Origin of the sequence: Microbulbifer sp. TYP-18 (assembly GCF_040932045.1) — a bacterium.
Classification (GTDB): domain Bacteria; phylum Pseudomonadota; class Gammaproteobacteria; order Pseudomonadales; family Cellvibrionaceae; genus Microbulbifer.
Genome location: NZ_JBFRBC010000016.1, coordinates 140,314 through 160,046, shown reverse-complemented (window position 1 = coordinate 160,046; position 19,733 = coordinate 140,314). Strand labels below are relative to the sequence as shown.

At 60.3% G+C, this 19,733-nt stretch carries 18 protein-coding genes; 7 read left to right on the top strand and 11 right to left on the bottom strand.

Features of this window, described 5'->3' with window-relative positions; all coding sequences use genetic code 11:
- The first annotated feature begins 531 nt into the window (after positions 1 to 531).
- Complete coding sequence (locus tag ABVT36_RS13525; RefSeq protein ID WP_368457034.1) at positions 532 to 903, top strand: hypothetical protein; 372 nt, start codon at positions 532 to 534, stop codon at positions 901 to 903.
- 410 nt (positions 904 to 1,313) lie between these two features.
- Here ABVT36_RS13525 and ABVT36_RS13520 read toward each other — a convergent pair whose 3' ends face one another.
- The 3 genes from ABVT36_RS13520 to mpl form a co-directional block, all read right to left on the bottom strand.
- Positions 1,314 to 3,890 carry an RND family transporter gene (locus ABVT36_RS13520; RefSeq protein WP_368457033.1) on the bottom strand — a complete coding sequence of 859 codons (2,577 nt, stop codon included), beginning with the start codon at positions 3,888 to 3,890 and terminating at the stop codon, positions 1,314 to 1,316.
- A 240-nt stretch (positions 3,891 to 4,130) separates the two neighbouring features.
- A complete protein-coding gene (locus ABVT36_RS13515) occupies positions 4,131 to 4,766 on the bottom strand; it encodes a flavin prenyltransferase UbiX (protein WP_368457032.1) in 636 nt (211 codons plus the stop codon).
- Positions 4,767 to 4,802: 36 nt separating this feature from the next.
- On the bottom strand, positions 4,803 to 6,191 hold the full coding sequence (mpl, locus tag ABVT36_RS13510; RefSeq protein WP_368457031.1) for a UDP-N-acetylmuramate:L-alanyl-gamma-D-glutamyl-meso-diaminopimelate ligase: 1,389 nt from the start codon (positions 6,189 to 6,191) through the stop codon (positions 4,803 to 4,805).
- A gap of 155 nt (positions 6,192 to 6,346) precedes the next feature.
- Here mpl and ABVT36_RS13505 point away from each other — a divergent pair, with 155 nt between their 5' ends.
- Positions 6,347 to 7,609 carry a 6-phosphofructokinase gene (locus ABVT36_RS13505; RefSeq protein WP_367150652.1) on the top strand — a complete coding sequence of 421 codons (1,263 nt, stop codon included), beginning with the start codon at positions 6,347 to 6,349 and terminating at the stop codon, positions 7,607 to 7,609.
- Between the two features lie 50 nt (positions 7,610 to 7,659).
- Here ABVT36_RS13505 and msrA read toward each other — a convergent pair whose 3' ends face one another.
- The 4 genes from msrA to ABVT36_RS13485 form a co-directional block, all read right to left on the bottom strand.
- Positions 7,660 to 8,241 (bottom strand): peptide-methionine (S)-S-oxide reductase MsrA, encoded by a 582-nt coding sequence (gene msrA, locus ABVT36_RS13500; protein ID WP_367150654.1) that lies wholly within the window; start codon positions 8,239 to 8,241, stop codon positions 7,660 to 7,662.
- Positions 8,242 to 8,320: 79 nt separating this feature from the next.
- Positions 8,321 to 9,490, bottom strand: coding sequence for an iron-containing alcohol dehydrogenase (locus tag ABVT36_RS13495; RefSeq protein WP_368457030.1), 1,170 nt, complete (start codon positions 9,488 to 9,490; stop codon positions 8,321 to 8,323).
- Positions 9,487 to 10,875, bottom strand: a complete 1,389-nt coding sequence (locus ABVT36_RS13490) for an aldehyde dehydrogenase family protein (RefSeq protein ID WP_368457029.1) — start codon at positions 10,873 to 10,875, stop codon at positions 9,487 to 9,489. Before ABVT36_RS13490 ends, ABVT36_RS13495 begins: the two co-directional genes overlap by 4 nt.
- 188 nt (positions 10,876 to 11,063) lie before the next feature.
- Positions 11,064 to 12,437: a glutamine synthetase family protein gene (locus ABVT36_RS13485; RefSeq protein WP_368457028.1), complete on the bottom strand. Its 1,374-nt coding sequence runs from the start codon at positions 12,435 to 12,437 to the stop codon at positions 11,064 to 11,066.
- A 295-nt stretch (positions 12,438 to 12,732) separates the two neighbouring features.
- On the opposite strand from ABVT36_RS13485, the gene ppa reads away from it, so the two are divergent.
- The gene (gene ppa / locus ABVT36_RS13480; protein ID WP_368457027.1) at positions 12,733 to 13,269 is read left to right on the top strand and encodes an inorganic diphosphatase; all 537 of its coding nucleotides are present in this window, start codon (positions 12,733 to 12,735) and stop codon (positions 13,267 to 13,269) included.
- Between the two features lie 64 nt (positions 13,270 to 13,333).
- Here ppa and ABVT36_RS13475 read toward each other — a convergent pair whose 3' ends face one another.
- From ABVT36_RS13475 to ABVT36_RS13465, 3 genes are read right to left on the bottom strand one after another with little or no spacing between them, the layout of a single operon-like run.
- Positions 13,334 to 13,810, bottom strand: a complete 477-nt coding sequence (locus tag ABVT36_RS13475; RefSeq protein WP_368457026.1) for a hypothetical protein — start codon at positions 13,808 to 13,810, stop codon at positions 13,334 to 13,336.
- A 42-nt stretch (positions 13,811 to 13,852) separates the two neighbouring features.
- Positions 13,853 to 14,611 carry a serine O-acetyltransferase gene (gene cysE / locus ABVT36_RS13470; protein WP_368457039.1) on the bottom strand — a complete coding sequence of 253 codons (759 nt, stop codon included), beginning with the start codon at positions 14,609 to 14,611 and terminating at the stop codon, positions 13,853 to 13,855.
- A gap of 53 nt (positions 14,612 to 14,664) precedes the next feature.
- On the bottom strand, positions 14,665 to 15,375 hold the full coding sequence (locus ABVT36_RS13465; protein WP_368457025.1) for a M15 family metallopeptidase: 711 nt from the start codon (positions 15,373 to 15,375) through the stop codon (positions 14,665 to 14,667).
- A gap of 599 nt (positions 15,376 to 15,974) precedes the next feature.
- Here ABVT36_RS13465 and ABVT36_RS13460 point away from each other — a divergent pair.
- The 4 genes from ABVT36_RS13460 to ABVT36_RS13445 all read left to right on the top strand — a co-directional run bounded on the left by ABVT36_RS13460 (position 15,975) and on the right by ABVT36_RS13445 (position 18,879).
- Complete coding sequence (locus ABVT36_RS13460) at positions 15,975 to 16,262, top strand: TfoX/Sxy family protein (RefSeq protein WP_367150663.1); 288 nt, start codon at positions 15,975 to 15,977, stop codon at positions 16,260 to 16,262.
- A gap of 182 nt (positions 16,263 to 16,444) precedes the next feature.
- Complete coding sequence (htpX, locus tag ABVT36_RS13455) at positions 16,445 to 17,332, top strand: protease HtpX (protein ID WP_367150665.1); 888 nt, start codon at positions 16,445 to 16,447, stop codon at positions 17,330 to 17,332.
- Positions 17,333 to 17,455: 123 nt separating this feature from the next.
- On the top strand, positions 17,456 to 18,508 hold the full coding sequence (locus ABVT36_RS13450) for a S1C family serine protease (protein ID WP_368457024.1): 1,053 nt from the start codon (positions 17,456 to 17,458) through the stop codon (positions 18,506 to 18,508).
- Positions 18,509 to 18,534: 26 nt separating this feature from the next.
- A complete protein-coding gene (locus tag ABVT36_RS13445; protein WP_368457023.1) occupies positions 18,535 to 18,879 on the top strand; it encodes a Rieske (2Fe-2S) protein in 345 nt (114 codons plus the stop codon).
- 47 nt (positions 18,880 to 18,926) lie between these two features.
- Here ABVT36_RS13445 and sfsA read toward each other — a convergent pair whose 3' ends face one another.
- Entirely contained in the window at positions 18,927 to 19,640 is a 714-nt protein-coding gene (sfsA, locus tag ABVT36_RS13440; RefSeq protein ID WP_368457022.1) for a DNA/RNA nuclease SfsA, read from the bottom strand.
- Between the last annotated feature and the right edge of the window lie 93 nt (positions 19,641 to 19,733).

The following is a 19,733-nucleotide window of genomic DNA, read 5'->3' as shown; positions in this document are numbered from 1 at the left end:
TTGATAGTGTATTCGGCTTCGGCGAAGGTCAGTTGGCTCATGATTGAATCTGTGTATGTTGGAAATGGGGTAAATTATGCCAGACTGAAGCAGTTTTTCAGAGGTTCCCTAACTTAATCAGAAGCTCCCTTATTAACCGATAAATTGAAAGTATGAGCAACTTAAAATAAAGTGCCAGGGCGTGAGCCAAACTAAATCCAGGCAAGCGTTAGCGAACTAGAGTCCAAGAATACAAATTGAATTTCACATAAATAAGAATAGAACAAATAAAAGCTTTACATCGCCGATCACTTTTTAACCACAACCCCACTTTCATATGTATTATTTTTTGCGTTTTACTGCGCACAAAAGCGGCCTCCAACTCCAACTCCAATTAAGCAGTAAAAATTACTTACGGTGGCATCATAAAAATTCCTAGCGATAAAAATACGATTCAGAAGTTATGCTATAAGCTTCAATATTTATTTGTCGTACCCACTATGGAAAATTAGCATCTACATTAACAAGCATAAGTATTGAATGGAGAGTTGAGTGAACCTAAAGTTTATCACACCGAAACTACATGGATTCCTGGATTACACTGCAGCTATCGCATTGATTGTCATGCCTTTTTTATTAAGCTTGAAAGAACATTCGATTTTTGTAGCTTGGTTTTCTATTGGCACAGGCGTAGGACTGGCGCTCTATAGCTTACTGACAGATTATCAATTTTCTTTACTAAAACTACTACCATATAAATTTCACTTATTGCTGGATGGGCTAGCAAGTGTGGCCTTTCTATTGGTTGCCGTTCTGCATGAAGGAACTCTGGTCAGCAAGGTTTATTGCTTGACTATGGGCATGGGGGTTATTGCCGTTATTTTACTTTCGCAAAAGCAGGCAAGAATGCCTGCCACTTTATAGCCACTTGACTTAAAATCGATAATACCGCGTGCAAGCAAAAACACTTTTTGAACGTCGGACTGGCCAAGTGTAACTATCTCAAACAAAAGATGGGATGATGGTCGTCCATTCTGGCGGCATTCCTGTTTAGAACACCACCACTAGAACCTTTTCAGGCCACAAAACCATATTCTATGCAGTAATCCACTTCAACGAGATAAACCAAGTTAGAATTGTCTACTCTTGCCGAAGAGAGCTGCACTAATAATACCTCAACCCGAAAGCTAAACTATGGAAAGTTTCAAACAAGGGGTTTGAGAATATACTTCGATAAGCACCCTCGCTTTTACACCCACCCTGAATCAAAGGCCAGCCTCTTCAATTACCAAAAAGCCGGGCATAATGCCCGGCTTTTCAGCTGTCCAGGGTATTTAAGAATTTAGATAGCGGGATGTTTCCTCTTCTGTCACTTCCGGCGAGTTCTCCGGCGCCTTCAGCGGTTTGAAGATCAGCAGCAACAGCGGCAGCAGCGTTAGCGAACCCAGCAGCGCCGCGGACATGGCCAGCGCGGTCAGCAGACCAAAGTAGATGGACGGCACAAACTTGGACAGCGCCAGAATCGAGAAGCCGGCAATGATGGTGATCGCGGTGTAAAACATGGCCCGGCCAATAGTGGCGTGACTGCGGTGCATGGTGGCGACATAGTCGCCGTCTTTGGCAAATTCGCTGCGGAACCGGTACAGGTAGTGAATAGCGTGATCCACACCAATACCCACGGTGATGGCGGCAATGGTAATCGTCATCATATCCAGGGGAACACCGGCCAGGCCCATGCCTCCCAGCACCACAGAGGCCGCCAGGATATTGGGCGTCAGCGCGATCAGCGCCAGTGGCAGCGAACGGAACAGTGCCAGGAACATCAAGAGTATGCCCAGAAACACCGCGCCCAAGGTCAGAATCTGCGACTTGAACAGGCTCTGCAACATATTGTTGTAAAGCACCAGCAGCCCGGTAAGGTGCACCCTCCCCGGCGCCACGCCCATGTCGTCGTGGACATAATCGTAGATCCGCTGGATCAATTCGTCCCGCCGCAGGTTGGGATCCGTCTCCTTCACCCGTAAAGCGATTCTGGTCTGGCCGTGCTCCACTGACAGGTAGGGGTCCACCAGCACTTGGTTGATCTCCGACGGCAGACTGTTGCGCGCCACCGCCAATTCGAAATCATTGAGCGGTCCGCCGTTGAGGTCCCGCGCCACCTTATATAGAGTCGCCAGCGACTGTACCTTGCCGATTTCCGGCTGCCGCTCCAGATAGTCGTGCAACTGCTCTATCTCGGCCAGCCCCGCTACGGTGAACCAGTAGCTGGGCGCCGCTGCCGCCTCCCCGCCCGCGGAGGCGTCATCGTCCGCAAAGGGGTCCTCGCCCGCCAGTTCGCCGTCGCCCAAATCCGCTGCAAACGGATCCTCTTCCCCCTCGAAGAGCGGCTCTTCCACCTCCGGCTGGTCGAGAATGATGTCCAGCGTGACGGTCCCACCCAGGCGCTGATCGATGGCCAGCATGCCCTGGTAGATTTCGGTAGAGCTGTCGAAATAGTCGATAAAGCGGTTTTCCACCCGCAGTTGTGTGGCGCCCACACCGCTCACTATGGCGGCAGCGGCGGCGATACCCAGCACCAGCGCGCGGTGCCGCTCGGCGAAGCGGGAAAACATCAGTGTAAAAGCGCGTGAATTGTCCCGACTGATACCGTCGCTGCGCCTGGGCAGCAACATCAACGCGGCGGGAATAATCAGAAAAGACAGCACCAGCGCCAGAGAAACCCCGATGGTCATCATCCAGCCAAAGTCGATCACCGGGCGGATACCGCTGACCACCAGCGACGCGAAAGCCACAATGGTGGTCAGTGTGGTGTACAGGCAGGGCTTGGCCATAAAACGCACCGCCTCCAGTGCCAGGCGGCGGCGGTCCCAGTCGGGATTCTGCGCGGCGAATTCACGGTAGCGCACCGACAGGTGGATGGTGATTGCCAGGGTGATAATCAGCAGCAGCGCGACGAAATTGGCGGAGATCACCGTCAGGCGCCAGTCGAGCCAGCTCAGCAGTCCCAGCATAACCACCGCGGTGACCACACAGGTTGTCAGGGGCAACAGCACCCAGCGCACCTGGCGGAAGATAATCAGCAATGTGGCGATGATAAACAGCAGGATGCCCGTTCCAAATACCACCAGGTCGCTCTGGATAAACGCGATCATATCGGCGGTGATCATGGACACACCGCCCAGGAACAGTTCCGCCTGACCCCGGTAGCTGTCGAGGATACCGCGCACCTCCTTCACCCTGGCGCGGGAGTCCAGTTCCGCCTGGGTGCGGTGTTGCAGATAGACCTTGGATACCTGCTCCAGGCGCACCGCCTCCGCTGAACTCAGCCCTTCGCTGTTGCGCTTGCCGCGCAGGGCATCGCGTTCCCGCACCAGCGCCAGCCCCTGCCGGTCCAGTTTTAGGTTGACCAGCAGCGCGGTGGTGGAGGCATCCGGGCTCAGGATCAGTTCGCGATAGATGGGACTGGAGAGAAATTCCCGCCGTGCCATATCCCGATCGGTACCCGGTGTAGACAGGGTGCGGAGACCCTCGGCAATTTCCGCGATGGTTGGCTTGGGGCTGTAGAGCAGTGGCACATCCAGTATCGACTGTACACTTTCGACCCCGTCCACCTGCGCCAGCCGGTCGCGCAGACTGCGCAAAGCGTCCAGTGAGGCGTCACTGAAGAGGTCCCCGTCCCGCCAGCGATAGGTCACCACCAGAAAATCACCACTGGCGTAGCGCGCGGAAATCTCGCGAAAATAATCCAGCGACTTGTCCGCTTCCAGCGTCAGGGAATCGGCGGACGCGTCCAGCTTGAAGCGGGGCAAGCCGAGGGCCGCCGCCACTACCACCAGCGCCACCAGCGACAGCACCAGTTTGGGGCGCCGGGTAACCAGGTTTTCGTAAAAGGTCTTGAAAGCTGACAACATAAAATCTACTTGTGAAATTTCTCTAATAACGACTGTCCGCCAGTGCTCAGCAGGGGCGAGTTGCCGCTGCGGAAACCTGTTCCGCGCATTACGCAGCAGACCGTGGATAACAATTCATTTCGCGCTTTAGACTCCCGCCACCGGAAGTCTGTCGGTGGTTTTTGCCGGCAGAACACAGCCGGCGGCGGCGTCATGGGAACCGCACAATGGTAAAAGCATCTCTGAATACTGTGGAAACCTCTACACCTTGGCCCGCTTCTCCCCCCATCGAGGCAGCAGCGCCTGATCCAGACCCAACTGGTCCAGCAGCCGGGCCACTATGAAATCCACCATTTGTTCCACTGTCTGCGGACGCTGGTAAAACCCGGGACTGGCCGGCATCACCACAGCCCCCATGCGGGTCAGCTTGAGCATGTTCTCCAGGTGAATCTCTGAGTAGGGCGCTTCGCGCGGCACCAGTATCAGCTGACGGCGCTCTTTTAGGGCCACATCGGCGGCGCGCTCGATCAAATTGTTAGAGGCGCCGCAGGCGATGGCCGACAGGGTTCCGCCACTGGCCGGGCAGATGACCATACTGGCGGGACAGCCGGTACCGGAGGCAACCGGGGAAAACCAGTCCCTGTTGCCGAACAGCTGCAACTGTCCCGCCTTTGCATCAAACCGGCCGCTGAAAAAAGCCTCCAGTAAAACCTCATTTCCGGGCGGCAACTGGTAATCCGTTTCCGTATTGATCACCTCCCGGGCGGCGTCGGACAGCAGCAGCCATACACGGCAGTCCGCCAACAGCAGGCACTGCAGCAGGCGCAGGCCATACTGGGCCCCGGAGGCGCCGGTAATAGCCAGGGTGACCGTCTTGCGAAAAGCTGATTGAGCCAAAATCAATTCCGTGTAAAGGGTACTTTGCCGGGTCAATTAACAGGCGTTGTCGCGCTTGTTCGCCAGCGCCTGCAGCAACCGCTGCTGAATACCGCCAAAAGCGCCGTTGCTCATCACTACAATGTGACTGCCCGGCGGCGCCAGGTTGACCGCGGATTCTACCCCAACCTCGATATTGTCGAAAATCTTCGCGGGCACAGTGGAATGGTGAACCACGTCCTGCAACGACCAATCCATTTCGTCCGGCTGATACCAAAGTACCAGATCGGCACCGGTACAGGCGCGGGACAAGCGTTCCCGGTGCACCCCCATACGCATACTGTTGGAGCGCGGCTCGATCAGGGCGATGATCTTGCCGCTCCCCACCTTGGCGCGCAGGCCGCTGAGGGTGTGTTCAATCGCTGTGGGATGGTGGGCAAAATCGTCATATACACGCACCCCCCCCACCTCACCCAGAAATTCCATACGGCGTTTCACACCCTGGAAACACGCCAGCGCCTCTACCGCCACCTGCGGTTCCACTCCCACGTGGCGGGCCGCGGCAATCACCGCCAGGGCGTTGCGCACATTGTGCAGCCCCGTGTGCGCCCAACTCACCCGAGCCACTTCGGCGCCGCGGAATGATACCGCGAAGCTGGAGCCGTCCGCCGCTATGTCCACCGCGCGCCAGTCCCCGAGCCGTACATCCTCTTCTTTCTCCGTGGAGAACCTCTGCACCTGGCTCCAGCAGCCCTGGTCCAGCACCTCTTCCACCGCCTCCTCGGCCGCCGCAACAATCAGTCCCCCCGGCGGCACAGTGCGCACAAGGTGGTGAAACTGTCGCTGAATTGCCGCCAGATCGGGAAATATATCCGCGTGATCAAACTCGATATTGTTGATCACCAGGGTCCGCGGGCGGTAGTGCACGAACTTGGAACGCTTGTCGAAAAAGGCCGTGTCATATTCATCCGCCTCCACCACAAAGAAGGGTGTTTCTCCCAGGCGCGCGGACACACCAAAATCCTGGGGTACGCCGCCGATCAGGAAACCCGGCTGCATACCCGCGTAGTCGAGGGTCCAGGCCAGCATACTAGAGGCAGTGGTTTTGCCGTGGGTGCCGGCCACAGCCAGCACCCAGCGCTCAGTGAGGAAGTGGTCACACAGCCACTGGGGCCCGGAAACATAGGGCAGGCCTCGCTCCAGTACCGCCTCCACCGCGGCGTTGCCCCGGGACAAGGCATTGCCGATGATCACCAGATCCGGCTTTGGCTCCAGCTGTGCCGGATCATAGCCCTCGGTAAGCCGGATTCCCGCCTGTTCCAATTGGGTGCTCATCGGCGGATAGATATTGGCGTCGCTGCCGGTGACCCTGTGCCCCTCCGCCACAGCCAGCTGGGCCAGGCCACCCATAAAGGTGCCGCAAATACCTAAAATGTGAATATGCATAGCGATTTCGGCTACTCCTGCTCGGTGGAGGGAAAGCTTATCACGGCGCCAGTGCGGAATAATTGCCGATCCGCCCTTATTCTGTGCAATTACTCTTCGATTCCTTTAGACTCCGCCCCCGAAATTGCCCATCTCAGTCCCTCTGTAGGATGACCATGTCCAAAAAGAATGCGTTTTATGCCCAGTCCGGCGGCGTCACCGCCGTGATCAATGCCTCCGCCTGCGGGGTAATAGAAACCGCACGCGAACACCGGGACCAGATCGGCAAAGTGTACGCGGGCCTGAACGGCATCCTGGGCGCCCTGCGCGAAGAGCTGATCGACGTCGACTGTGAGAGCGACGCGACCATCGCCGCCCTGCGCCACACACCCTCCGGCGCCTTCGGTTCCTGTCGCTACAAGCTGCAGAGCCTGGAACAGAACCGCGCCGAGTACGAGCGCCTGATCCAGGTGTTCAAGGCCCACAACATCGGTTACTTCTTTTACAACGGCGGCGGCGACTCCGCCGACACCTGCCTGAAAGTTTCGCAACTGTCGGAAAGAATGGGGTATCCGATCCAGGCTATTCACATCCCCAAAACCGTCGACAATGACCTGCCGCAAACCGACAACTGCCCGGGCTTTGGCTCGGTGGCAAAGTATGTGGCGGTGTCCACCAAAGAGGCCGCACTGGATGTGGCCTCCATGTGCGCCACTTCCACCCGGGTCTTTATCCTGGAGGTGATGGGCCGCCACGCGGGCTGGATCGCCGCTGCCGGGGCACTGGCCCAGGAGCAGGACGGCGACCCGCCCCATATCATCCTGTTTCCGGAAGTCGCTTTTGACCGCGAAAAATTCCTGGCCAAGGTGCGGGATACCGTGGAACAACAGGGCTACTGTGTGATCGTCGCCTCGGAAGGTACCCGTTACGCCGATGGCAGTTTCCTCGCCGATGCCGGCAGTGTCGACGCCTTCGGCCACAAGCAGTTGGGGGGCGTGGCGCCCACCCTGGCCGCCCTAATCAAAAACGAACTGGGCCTCAAATATCACTGGGCACTGGCGGACTATCTGCAGCGCGCCGCCCGCCATATCGCCTCGGCAACCGATGTGGCCCAGGCCTACGCGGTCGGCCGCGCCGCGGTCGAAATGGCACTGGCCGGCAAAAATGCCGTCATGCCCACCATAGTGCGCGGTAGCGGCCCCGACTATAGCTGGTCAATCGGCGAGGCGCCCCTGTCCCAGGTAGCCAATGTGGAGCAGACGGTGCCGGAGGAGTTCATCCGCGCCGACGGTTTCGGCATCACCCAGGCCGGCCGCGACTACCTGTTGCCGCTGATCCAGGGCGAGGACTATCCCCCTTACAAGAACGGGGTGCCCCAGTATGCGCGCCTCAAAAAAGTACTGGCGGAGAAAAAACTGGCGGAGGACTTCCAGGCCTGACCCAGCCTAGTACCTGTTGACACTAACCACCGCCAGCGGTCGGCAGCCGGTCAGCCCCAGAGTTCCTTCAGGCGCTGGTCGCGGCCACAGCGGTAGCGGTAGTACTTGTAGCGCACCGGATTGCGCTGATAGTAATTCTGGTGATAGCCCTCTGCAGGATAGAAGGTGGCTGCGGGCACGATTTTTGTCACGATTTTCTTGTTGAGCTCTCGCTCCGCCGCCGCCCTGCTGGCTTCTGCCAGGCGCTTCTCCTCTTCGTTGGCGTAGAAAATCTCAGTGCGGTACTGATCCCCGCGGTCGCAAAACTGTCCGCCCGCATCCAGCGGGTCCACATTGCGCCAGAACACCTCCAGCAGTTTTTCGTAGCTGACCTTGTCCGCATCGTACTTGACCTGCACCACCTCCGCGTGTCCGGTGACGCCCGCGGATACCTGCTCATAGGTGGGGTTCTCAACCTTACCGCCGCTGTACCCGGAAGTGGTTTCCAGCACCCCGTCCAGCTTGTCGTAAGGTGGCTCCATACACCAGAAGCAGCCCCCCGCGAATACCGCCGTGCGGATATTGGTGGCATCGTCCTGGGCAGCCGCAGAGGCCCCCGCAAACACAAAAGAGAGAATCAAAAGCCAGCGCATAAGTTACTCCTGCCAGTGTTTCCATGTGGCCCTTTGTCGGGGCATCGGTGACGTTTGTTACAGCAAATGTCGCGCGGCATTAGAGTGCGCCGCGCAACGCCCGCGCGCACAATTCGCTGTATTGCCGCGCGTTTAAATGCACCGGGTTGGTCGCCGCCGAAGGGTCCTGCGCGGCCATTTGCCCCACCCGGGGAAGCTGCTCGCCATCGATACCCACATCCTGCAAAGAGTGGGGAATACCGATTTGCTCGCGCAGCGCCAGCACCCAGTTCAGCACCGCATCCGGGCCTGTTTCGGACAGCCCTATATAGCGTGCCAGGCGCTCCATGGGCCCGGCAATGGCAGCGCCGTTGGCCCGCAACACATAGGGCATCAGCACCGCATTGAGCAGCCCGTGGTGCACGTCGTACAGGGCCCCAAGCGGGTGCGCCAGCGCATGCATGGCCCCCAGGCCGCGCTGAAAGGCGGTCGCCCCCATGGCGGAGGCCACCAGCATCTGCTGGCGCGCGGTCAGATTGCCGCCATCGGCAACCGCAATGGGCAAGTACTCCTTCACCAGCCGCACCCCTTCCAGGGCTATGCCCTCCGCCATGGGATGATAGGTCGGCGCACAGTAGGCTTCCAGGTTATGTGCCAGCGCATCCATACCTGTGGCCGCGGTGATGAGGGGCGGCAGCGCCAGGGTCAGTTCCGCGTCGAGAATCACCGCTGCCGGCAACATGCGCGGGTGAAAGATAATGCGTTTGACCCGTGACCCGTCATCGGTGATAACCGCAGCCCTGCCCACTTCCGAGCCAGTGCCGGCGGTGGTGGGCACAGCTATCACCGGCACCATGCCCGCCACATCCACCCGCTGGAAATTGTCGTCGACGTCTTCAAAATCCCACAGCGGCCGCCGCTGCCCGGCCATCAGCGCAATGGCCTTGCCCGCATCCATGGCGGAGCCCCCACCAAAGGCAATAACGCCATCGTGCCCACCGTCACGCAGTACCTGAACCCCGTCGGCCACGTTGCGGCCGTTGGGATTGCCCTTTACCGCCGAAAACACGGCGACCTCCAGCCCCGCCGCGCGACATTGCGCCACCGCCTGGGTTACAAGGGGCAGCTGCGCCAGCCCGGGATCGGTAACCAGCAGGGGAGTGCGCATATGGAGTTCACCACAGAGGTCCGGCAGTTCCCGCACCCGGCCCGGGCCAACGCGCATGGATGTAGGGTAGTGCCAGTCAGCCCGCAGGTGATCGATGCTCATGGCTCCACCCTAAAATGGAAGGATTTGGGACGGGTCAGATACTCATAGCCGATACCGGACAGGGTACAACCGCGACCCGAAAGCTTGACCCCGGTCCAGGCCAGAGCCGGGTCCAGGTAGTCACAGCGGTTGAGAAACACTGTACCGGTTTCCAGCTGGTCGCCGAGCATCTGGGCCGCCGTTGCATCGCGGCTGTAAATAGCGGCGGTGAGGCCGAAATCGCTGTCGTTCATCAACGCCAGCGCCTCGGCGTCATCATGAACTTTCTGCACCCCAACCACCGGGCCGAAGGACTCCTCCCGCATCAAACGCATACTGTGATCCACCTCCGTCAGCAATTGCGGCGCCATATAGGGGGTGCCGCGGAAATCCATGGCGAAGTCGGCGGGGGACAGGTGGGCGCGGGCGCCGGCAGCGACGGCTTCGTCGATCTGGGCGCGGACAAAATCCGCCACCTCGGCGCGCACCAGCGGGCCCAGGGTAGTGTCCGGAACGTCCGGACGCCCCAGCTGATAGCCGCGCACCAGCGCCACTGCCTGCTCGACGAATGCGTCGTACACCTCCGCGTGCACATAAATACGCTCTATCGCGCAACAGGACTGGCCGGAGTTGAAGTAGGCCCCATCGATCACCGACGCAACCGCCTGCGCCAGATCCGCGTCGGCGCGAATGTACGCCGGGTCCTTGCCCCCCAATTCCAGCCCCACGCGAACAAACCGGCCGGCGGCGGCCTGTGCTATGGCCCGACCACCCGCCACCGAGCCGGTGAAGGCGATATGATCCACTTCTCCGGCGCGGATCAACCGGTCGATATCGCCGTGGCGCAGATGTAAAAACTGGAATACCCCCCGCGGCAGCCCCGCCTCGCAGAATGCCTCCACCATGCGCTCGGCGCACAGGGGGGTCTGCGCCGAGTGTTTTAACAGTACCGTGTTGCCCGCCAACAGTGCCGGCACCACCGCGTTGACGGCGGTGAGGTAGGGGTAGTTCCAGGGCGCCAGCACCAGTGCCATGCCCAGCGGCTGACGCCGGATAAAGCAGATACTGCCGCTCCTGTCCGGCGCAGGAATATCCGCCAGCGCCTCTGCGGCGATATCCGCCATGTAACCGGCGCGCTCGGCAAAGCCGTCCAGTTCCCCGGCGGCGTACCGGATCGGCCGCCCCATCATATGGCACAGTTCCGTCCCCAGCGCCCCGCGACGCCCCCAGAGCAGTTCCACCGCGCGGCGTACTATCGCCTCCCGCTCCGCCAGCGGGGTGAGCTGCCAGGCCCGCTGGGCGCCCCCGGCCAGGTCCAGCGCTGCGCGAATCTGCGCCTCTGAGGCCAGCTCCCGCTCGACATAAATGGAGCCATCGATAGGGGAAATGCACTGCAATATATCCATAGGCTGCACCATTGGCTCCAGGCCCTAACAGGCTGTTAAAAAACAGCCTTCAACAGCGTGCTGTCCGGAACAGGTCTGTTCGGGCCGCAAATCAAGCGTGTCGCCGCTCGATTTGCCGTGGCGGATTTGCGGGGACGGCCCACAAGCCCGGGTTGAGAAAAGCCGGGGAAGGCTTTTTCAACTGTCTTTCAGATAATTTCAAAGTAGCGATCCAGCTCCCAGTCACTGATGTGACGGCGGTACTCACGCTCTTCCCAGAAGCGGCTGGCGGCAAAATGATCCACAAATTCACTGCCGAATAGTTCCTGGGCCACCTCGGAGGCCTTTAAACGCTGGGCCGCATCCCACAGGGTGCGCGGCAGGGCCAGTTCGGCGGTCTGGGTGAGGGCGTAGGCGTTGCCGGCCACCGGTTCCCCCGGTTCCCACCGCTGCAGCACCCCGTAGAGGCCGGAGCCCAGGGCCGCGGCGAGGGCCAGGTAGGGGTTGGCATCGGCGGCGCCGAGCCGGTACTCCTGTCGCTGCGATTTTTCGTCACCGGGAATCACCCTCAGTGCCGCGGTGCGGTTCTCGATCCCCCAGGTGGCGTCGGTGGGTGCCCAGAAGCCGGGGATCAGGCGCCGATAGCTGTTGACCGTGGGGGCCAACATGCACAGGAACTCCGGCATCAGGCGCTGTTGGCCGGCCACAAAATGTCGCTGCACCGCGCTCATATTGTGCGGCTGTCGCGGGTCGAAAAAAGCCGATCTGCCGGAATCCCGCTGGCGCAACGACAGGTGGATATGGCCGCTTTGACCCGGGTAATCCGGCGACCACTTGGCCATAAAGCTGGCCATCAGGCCCTGGCGCTGCGCCAACACCTTGATAAAGGTCTTGAACAGCGCCGCCTTGTCGGCGGCCGCCTCGGCATCGTCCACCGCGATGGCCGCCTCCAGCACACCGGGGCCCGTCTCCGTGTGCAGGCCTTCGATGGGGAAATCCATCCGCTCGCCCAGGTCCAGAATCTGCCGGTACAGCTCGGCGTGCACCGAGTTGCGGATCACCGAGTAGCCAAACCAGTCCGGCGTAAAGGGTTTCAGGTTGCGAAAACCCTTCTCCCGCGCCGAGTGCGGGGTTTCGTCGAACAGGAAAAATTCGTACTCCAGCGCCGCCCGCGGTTCGAACCCCGCGCCCCGGCAGCGCTCTACCACTCGGCGCAACACAGCGCGCGGACAGACCGCCGCGGCCTGCCGATCGAACTCGGCCAAAAACAGCAGCATCGGCTCCTCGAAGGGAATCTCGCGGCAACTCTGCGGCAGGATACGCACCGGGGCATCCGGGTAGCCCGTATGCCAACCGGTGTAATCAGCGTTGTCATACAGCTGGTCCTTGACGTCCCAGCCCAACACCACGTCGCAGAATGCGAAACCGTGTTCCAGGGAGGAAAAGAACTTTTCCCGGCACAGGTATTTGCCGCGCATGACGCCGTCGTTGTCGAACAGCCCCACCTTTACGTGCCTCAGGTCCCGCTCTTCAACGATTGCGCGGGCATCGGTGGCGGAGCGCACTTCCCGCGGTTTGAGCATAGATCCCCCGACATTGTTGTTTTCGGAGTGGTTGGGCCAGCAGTCCGCCGGCCCGAACAGGAGCGTTCGGGCCGCAAATCGAGCCGTTTACGGCTCGATTCGTCGTCCAGGGTTCGCGGATATGCACCGCCGACCCGGGTCGAGGCAGGCCGCGCGACGTTTTTTCGACAGCCTGCTACAGGATAGACAAGGAGCGGGCGTTTCATCCGCGCACCCGTCGGGTTTATAATCCGCGCTCCCGAAATTCAGTAATCCGGGTCGTCTCGCGACACCCAAGCACTCGTCAGGACCAGCAATGAGCTTCGATAAGATTCCCGCGGGTAATGATCTGCCCGACGACATCAACGTCATCATCGAGATCCCCGCCAACCACGACCCCATCAAATATGAAGTGGACAAGGACACTGACGCAGTGTTTGTGGACCGTTTCGTTGCCACACCTATGTTCTACCCGGCCAACTACGGCTATGTGCCCCAGACCCTGTCCGAGGACGGCGACCCCCTGGACGTGCTGGTGGTGGCGCCCTACCCGGTCATGGTGGGCTCCGTCATCCGTTCACGGGTAGTCGGCGTACTGAATATGACCGATGAGTCCGGTGTCGACGCCAAGCTGCTGGCGGTGCCCCACACGAAACTGACCAAGCTGTACGACCATGTACAGGAAATAGACGACCTTCCGGAACTGCTGATCAAGCAGATAGAACACTACTTTGAAAACTACAAAGCCCTGGAAGCGGGCAAGTGGGTGAAAGTGGACGGCTGGGCCGATGCCGACGCGGCGCGCAGCGAAGTGCTGGCCTCCCGCGAGCGCTACCTGAAAGAACAGGGCTGAGGGCCCGCCCGGTAACCGGTTCCAGAGCCGGTTTCTTTGCCGGCGGCGGGCAAACCGGCCGGACTCAATCCAACTGCCAGTCGGGCACCGTCACCGGTGCCGGCTGCACCTTTTTCCGCTCGCCCTGCTCGAGCAAGTTCCCCTGTGCCGGTTTCAGGTTCAGGTGACTCACCTCTACCTGCACTGCCTCAGTGCGCTCCCGCTCATGCTCCTGCAGCAGATTGCCCTCCATGGGTGCCAGCGTCCAGGCGTCCGAGCCCACCGGGGCCCTATCCGCCGGCGTCGCCGGGGGAGCTGCCGGCACCGCGCCCTCGGGCCTGAGGCTCGACTGGGCACCGATTTTGGCCAGTGTCGCCTGCAGTTGCTCCGCCTGTGCCTGTGACAGCCCCTTCTTGATCGCCAGTGGGCGGCCGCTGAACAGCTTGGCAATGGTTTCCGGCCCGGCCTTGAACAGGCGCGCCATATTCGCCTTGACGTCGGCGGCGGTGAATCCGGCCACCAGATCACCGCGGAAAATTACTTGATAGCGCAGGTCCGACACTGCTTGCCCCCCGGTTACTGGTTTATACGCTTCATACGCCGGCTATTCATCCCCGTCCAGGGTCTGATCCATGGTGTAGGCGGGGGCCCCGGCAGTCCTGCCACCCACCGGCCGCGCCGGCACGCCGGCTACGGTGGTGTGGGCCGGCACATCCGTGAGCACTAAACTGCCCGCCGCCACCTTGACCCCTTCGCCCACCTCGACCGGCCCAAGGACCTTGGCTCCCGCGCCGATCATCACCCCAGGCCCTATCTTCGGGTGGCGCACGCCGCGACCGCTGCCGCTGCCCCCCAGGGTCACTGAGTGGAGAATTGATACATCATCGCCCACGGTGGCTGTTTCACCCACCACAAAACCGGTGGCGTGATCGATCATAATACCGCAGCCGAAGCGGGCGGCGGGGTGAATGTCCACCGCAAACTGTTCTGAAACCCGGCTCTGAAAATACAGTGCCAGCGTGTGCCGCTCCTGCCCCCACAACCAGTGGGCGATGCGGTGCGACTGCAGCGCGTGAAAACCCTTGAAATACAAAAACGGCATCAGGTACTGGTCACAGGCGGGATCCCGGTCATACCAGGCGCAGATATCTGCCCGTATACAGCGGGAAAGCTGAGCATCGTCCTGCAGCGCCTCCGCAATCACCTCCTGCAGGGTGGTGGCGGTCAGGGCCGCGTGATCGAGCACCGAGGCGAGCTGGTAGGCCAGCGCATCGTCGAGATGCTTGTGGCGCAGGACCGTGTTGTGAAAATAACTGGCCAACACCGGCTCATCGGCCGCCATCGCACTCGCCTCGGCGCACATCGCCTCCCAGAGATCCCTCGATTCAATTTCGCCGTTGATGGTCAATTCCTCAGTCACCGGTGATTTTGGGGGTAGCAGTGGTCCGGAACCCGGATAAAGCGCACAAAAATCTCCTGCAGGTGCTCGCACACTGTGTCGCACAGTGCCAGGCCGCAGCTCTGCATCAGGGTGCGCAGATTTTCCGGAGTCAGCAGCTGCTCCAGCTCCCGCGCGCGCGGCGCATAACTCAGGTGCCAGCGCTCCGGTGCAATGCCGCCGCTATCCTCCCCATAGGGGCGGAATAACCCGTGACTCAGGCCACAGGCAATCTGTTCATCCAGCCAGCGGTGGAAGGCTCCGAAGATACCTTCATCCGCCACTTCCCGCGGCACCAGTTGCGGCTGGTAATCTTCCGGCATGGCACCCGCATCCACCAGATCGAAATCGGTACCCCAGTGGTGGCGGGAGGCACCGGGCAGCGCAGACCATCGCAATATAGCGAATACCCTCTGCTTCGGCGACAACTGCGATATATCCATGGGTTCGCCGCTGCTGTCCAGCAGCGGTCGCCGGCCCATTGCCTTGCCGTCCCAGATGACGCGCTGGCGGTCAAAACTGCGAAACCCGGAAACAATCGCCGGATCGAAACCCGCCACCTGCGCATCGGCACACAGGCGCTGAAACGCCACCAGCGCCTCCGGGTGCAACAACTGACCGGAGCGCGGTTCCAGTATCACATGGTCATCGCTCAAGCCGAACAGCATAGATCGAATAGTATCTGCCAAAATCCGCGCCCCTCATCCGGGTCAGTCGTTACTGCGTAATAAATATCGGGAGCATAGCGACCAAACAGGGGCCGCGACAAAAGCGAAGCACTGCCGGCGCGCGGCACCTGTCAAACGCAGCAACTATGATTGAACGGGAGAGCCATTGCCCGTCCCCGCTGGCGCCCGCTTCACTGATGCCGCTGATAGTTGCCGGCCGGTGGTAGCGGACCACACCAGATTGCGGTGGCAATATACTTGTTTGGCAGTCGGGTGAACAATCCCGCTCTGCCTCGGGCGGAAGTGTAGCTATAAACTTGGCAGCTCAACCATTTGCCGCGCACAGGGACGTGCTGCAACCCGGCGGAGGCCGGCGCAAGCCCCCGATAAGCAAGCGATTGCGCGTAGTTGCGCAGTTTTTCCGGGGGCAATCCAATCGATGAAGGACCATTTATTGGATTGATGGGTTAACCGGTGATCTGACCGCAATCCCGGACAGTAACCACCCTATAGGGTGAACCGGCTCTGGTATTTGCGGAGGCTTATGCTATTTTGCTCGGGCCGGCCAAAGGAATGAGCCGCTATCAACATGGACGTAGAATTTCTTGGGGAAATTTTCTATGAACCCGAGCCAATCCGAGCTGCTAAAGCTCAAAAACCTGGGACTGGCGTCAGTCAACATCCTGCACTCTATCGGTATTCGCTCCTATGACGACCTGCGCCGCATAGGCCCGGTGGAGGCTTTTATCAGTATCCGCAACCGCGGCATCAATGCCTCGCGAGTGATGCTTTACGCGCTGCAGGGCGCCCTGCTCGACGTTCACTGGAACGAACTGGACCCGGACCTGAAACAGCGCCTGGTCAGTGAGGCGGATCGTCAACTGACGGAGCAACGCACCCAGCCTTGATCCACACCTGAGAGACCAGCTCGGGCCCTGGCTCAAACAGGGCCCGGTTCCCCGCTCAATCCCACATGGCCATTGCCCGACAACTGAAAATGTCCGCGGCAGCAGCCGCACGCGGCTTGAAAGTGGACCCGACGCCCTTATCTACCATAATTCATAACGGATATTTTTTTGGGAGATTGCCAATGTTGCGCATTGGGTTGTTTCTGTTGACCAACCTGGCGGTACTGGTACTGGTTGGCATTGTCTTTAACCTCCTGGGTATCCAGGGGATTCTCGACGCCAATGGTGTAGACCTCAATTTGTCCGGGTTGCTGATACTCTGCGCCCTGTTCGGCTTCGGTGGCTCCTTCATTTCCCTGCTGCTGTCGAAATCCATCGCGCGGATGAGCACCCGCACCCAGATCATCAGCCAGCCGGGCAATGCCGATGAAAAGTGGCTGCTGGACACAGTGCGGGAACTGTCCGCCAAGGCCGGTATCGGCATGCCCGACGTGGGTATTTTCCCCATGCCCCAGGCCAATGCATTCGCCACCGGCTGGAATCGCAATAGCGCCCTGGTGGCCGTCAGCGCCGGTCTGTTGCAACGCTTTAACCGCGACGAAGCGAGAGCGGTAATCGGCCACGAGATAGGCCATGTTGCCAACGGTGATATGGTTACTCTGGCGCTGATCCAGGGCGTGGTGAATACCTTTGTCATGTTCTTCGCGCGCCTGGTGGGGTTCTTCGTCGATCGGGTCATCCTGAAGAACGAACAGGGCCTGGGTATCGGTTACTTCGTTACCTCGATCATCATGGACATGGTTTTTGGCGTCTTCGCCATGATGGTAGTGGCCTGGTTCAGCCGGCGCCGCGAGTACCGCGCCGACGCCGCCGGCGCGCACCTGACTACCCGCAATGCCATGGCCGCCGCGCTGATGCGCCTCAAGGCGGAATCCGAAGCCGGGCGCGAGGAACCGCTGCCCAGCAACATGAAGGCCTTCGGTATCTACGGCAACATGGGCGCGCTGCTGGCCAGCCACCCGCCGCTGGAGGACCGCATCCTGGCGTTGCAAAACCCCACCGGCGCCTGACCACCCGTGGGGCCCGGCACCTTCCCCGGTACCGGGCTCTGCGACCGCTGCAGCATCTGGTGCCACCCCTCCGGTTGCTGCACAATAAGCCTCACCGAGTTCCGTGAGCCCGACCCACCGATCATGAACAAGCTGCAATCCCTGTTGTTGTGTGTGGTGCTATTGTTGTCAGCACCGTTTTCCCAGGCGCAAACACCCCCGGACTTCTCCACTGACGACGAGCGGAACACCATGCAGGTGTTCAACTTCGCCAGCCCTTCGGTGGTGTATGTGACCAATGAAACCCTGGTGCGGGACCGCTTTACGCTGCGCCTGCACTCAGTGCCCAAAGGCGCCGGCAGTGGTTTTATCTGGGATGCCCAGGGACATGTGGTGACCAATTTCCACGTCATCGAGGGCGCACGCAAAGTCACTATCACACTGCAGGATCGCAGCGAGTGGCCGGCGCAACTGGTGGGCTCGGCACCGGAAAAGGACCTCGCGGTACTGAAAATCGACGCGCCGCCCCAGCGGCTGACACCCCTGGTGCCGGGCTCCTCCAGCGACCTGGCAGTGGGCCGCAAGGTACTTGCCATCGGCAATCCTTTCGGCCTCGATACCACCCTGACCACTGGCGTGGTCAGCGCCCTGGGCCGCGAGATTGAGGCGGCCAACAACCGCACTATCCGCAATGTGATCCAAACCGACGCCGCCATCAACCCCGGCAATTCCGGCGGACCACTGCTGGATAGCAGAGGGCGGCTGATCGGCGTCAACACCGCCATCTACAGTCCCAGCGGCGCCAGTGTGGGTATCGGTTTCGCAATCCCGGTGGACACGGTAAAAAAGATTGTCCCGGAACTGATTGCCTACGGCCGTTTGGTGCGCCCGGTGCTGGGGATTGAATCAGCACCGGACCAGTGGGCCAGCCGCTATGGTTTTGAAGGGGTTGCGGTACTGCGCACCAAGCCGGGTATGCCCGCCGAGCGCGCCGGCCTGCGCGGCGTCTTCCGCACCAACCGCGGCGGCTGGCAGCTTGGGGATGTGATTGTGGCGGTCGACCGGCAGCCAGTGCGCAATTACGATGATTTGCTCAATGTGCTGGAGAATCACCGCGCCGGCGACCGGGTACAACTCCGCTTTCTGCGTGACGGGCAGGAGCGGCAGGCGGACATTACCTTGGCCGCTCCCGAGTGATTTGCCAGAACCAGGCGGGACTTTTTGTGCAGAAGTATTTTCTCTGTGGTTACGGCGAACTGAGCGAAGGGCAGTCGAAGGGCTTTTCCCTCGGGGACACAGCTGCGGATACGGCCAACGTCTTCGCGGTGATGAAGGATGGCGAGGTGTACGTGTATAAGAATCGCTGCCCCCATCGCGGTATCGGGCTCGACTGGCAGCCGGACCAGTTTCTCGATGCGGAGGGCGCCCTCATCCAGTGCGCATCCCATGGCGCCCTGTTCCTGATCGAATCCGGCCAGTGTATCGCCGGGCCCTGCACCGGCGATGCACTGACCCCGGTGCCGGTGGAACACTCACCCGAGGGGCTGTATGTACTACTGGCGGACTGACAGTCTGCCAACCCAGGCAGTGGCTCCGAGGTTTTAAATCACGCTTATCACTGTTTGCGCGGCTGGAGAAACGGCAGGGGCTCGCTGAGGCGTATCTCCTCTGCCCCCACAGTCGCTCTGTAGGCAAGCACCTCGACCCCGGCGGCCACCGCCCTATCCAGTGTTTCGGCATACTCCGGATCTATCTCCCGCGCCGCTGCGACAGTTTCTATGCCGGTGTGCTGCACACAGTAAAACAGCACTGCACGAACGCCCCTGTCCACCAGTTTGTGCAGCTCCCGCAGGTGCCTGGCGCCGCGGCTGCTGACCGCGTCCGGAAAGCTGCCGCTGTCACCCTCGGCCAGGGTGACATTCTTCACCTCCACGTAACAGTCGCCCTCCTGCCCCGACAGCAGCAGATCGATGCGGCTGTTTTCATCGCCGTAACGCACCTCGCGGCGCAACCCGGTATAGCCCTGCAGCTCCGTCACCATCCCGTTTTCGATGGCCTCCGCAACCAGCGCATTGGCGCGACCGGTATTCACCCCCGCCCTGGCCCCTTCCGGCGTCGTGGTGATTTCCAGGGTATGGCGGTATTTGCGTTTGGGATTGCCGGAATCCGAATACCAGCAGGGACTGTTTTCGACCCAGCAATTTTTCATGGAGCCGGTGTTCGGGCAGTGAATGGTCAACAAATCGCCCGATTCCGTTTCGATATCGGCGAGAAAACGCTTATAGCGCCTGATCAACGTGCCGCGCTGCAACGGCGGATTAAACTTCACTCTGGCCCCCGTGGATCAACTAAACGCCACAAGATACCAGACAACATTTTGTGGCGCGAACAACCGAGATTTGATAGCTTCCACGCTCTCGGT

What these genes read in the sequence shown, in the direction of transcription:
- ABVT36_RS13450 (WP_368457024.1), top strand. Translation starts at nt 17,456, where the DNA reads ATGAACAAGCTGCAATCCCTGTTGTTGTGTGTGGTGCTATTGTTGTCA.
- htpX (WP_367150665.1), top strand. Translation starts at nt 16,445, where the DNA reads ATGTTGCGCATTGGGTTGTTTCTGTTGACCAACCTGGCGGTACTGGTA.
- ABVT36_RS13505 (WP_367150652.1), top strand. Translation starts at nt 6,347, where the DNA reads ATGTCCAAAAAGAATGCGTTTTATGCCCAGTCCGGCGGCGTCACCGCC.
- ppa (WP_368457027.1), top strand. Translation starts at nt 12,733, where the DNA reads ATGAGCTTCGATAAGATTCCCGCGGGTAATGATCTGCCCGACGACATC.
- ABVT36_RS13490 (WP_368457029.1), bottom strand. Translation starts at nt 10,875, where the DNA reads ATGGATATATTGCAGTGCATTTCCCCTATCGATGGCTCCATTTATGTC.
- ABVT36_RS13485 (WP_368457028.1), bottom strand. Translation starts at nt 12,437, where the DNA reads ATGCTCAAACCGCGGGAAGTGCGCTCCGCCACCGATGCCCGCGCAATC.
- mpl (WP_368457031.1), bottom strand. Translation starts at nt 6,191, where the DNA reads ATGCATATTCACATTTTAGGTATTTGCGGCACCTTTATGGGTGGCCTG.
- ABVT36_RS13520 (WP_368457033.1), bottom strand. Translation starts at nt 3,890, where the DNA reads ATGTTGTCAGCTTTCAAGACCTTTTACGAAAACCTGGTTACCCGGCGC.
- cysE (WP_368457039.1), bottom strand. Translation starts at nt 14,611, where the DNA reads ATGTGCGCCGAGGCGAGTGCGATGGCGGCCGATGAGCCGGTGTTGGCC.
- ABVT36_RS13495 (WP_368457030.1), bottom strand. Translation starts at nt 9,490, where the DNA reads ATGAGCATCGATCACCTGCGGGCTGACTGGCACTACCCTACATCCATG.
- msrA (WP_367150654.1), bottom strand. Translation starts at nt 8,241, where the DNA reads ATGCGCTGGCTTTTGATTCTCTCTTTTGTGTTTGCGGGGGCCTCTGCG.
- ABVT36_RS13460 (WP_367150663.1), top strand. Translation starts at nt 15,975, where the DNA reads ATGAACCCGAGCCAATCCGAGCTGCTAAAGCTCAAAAACCTGGGACTG.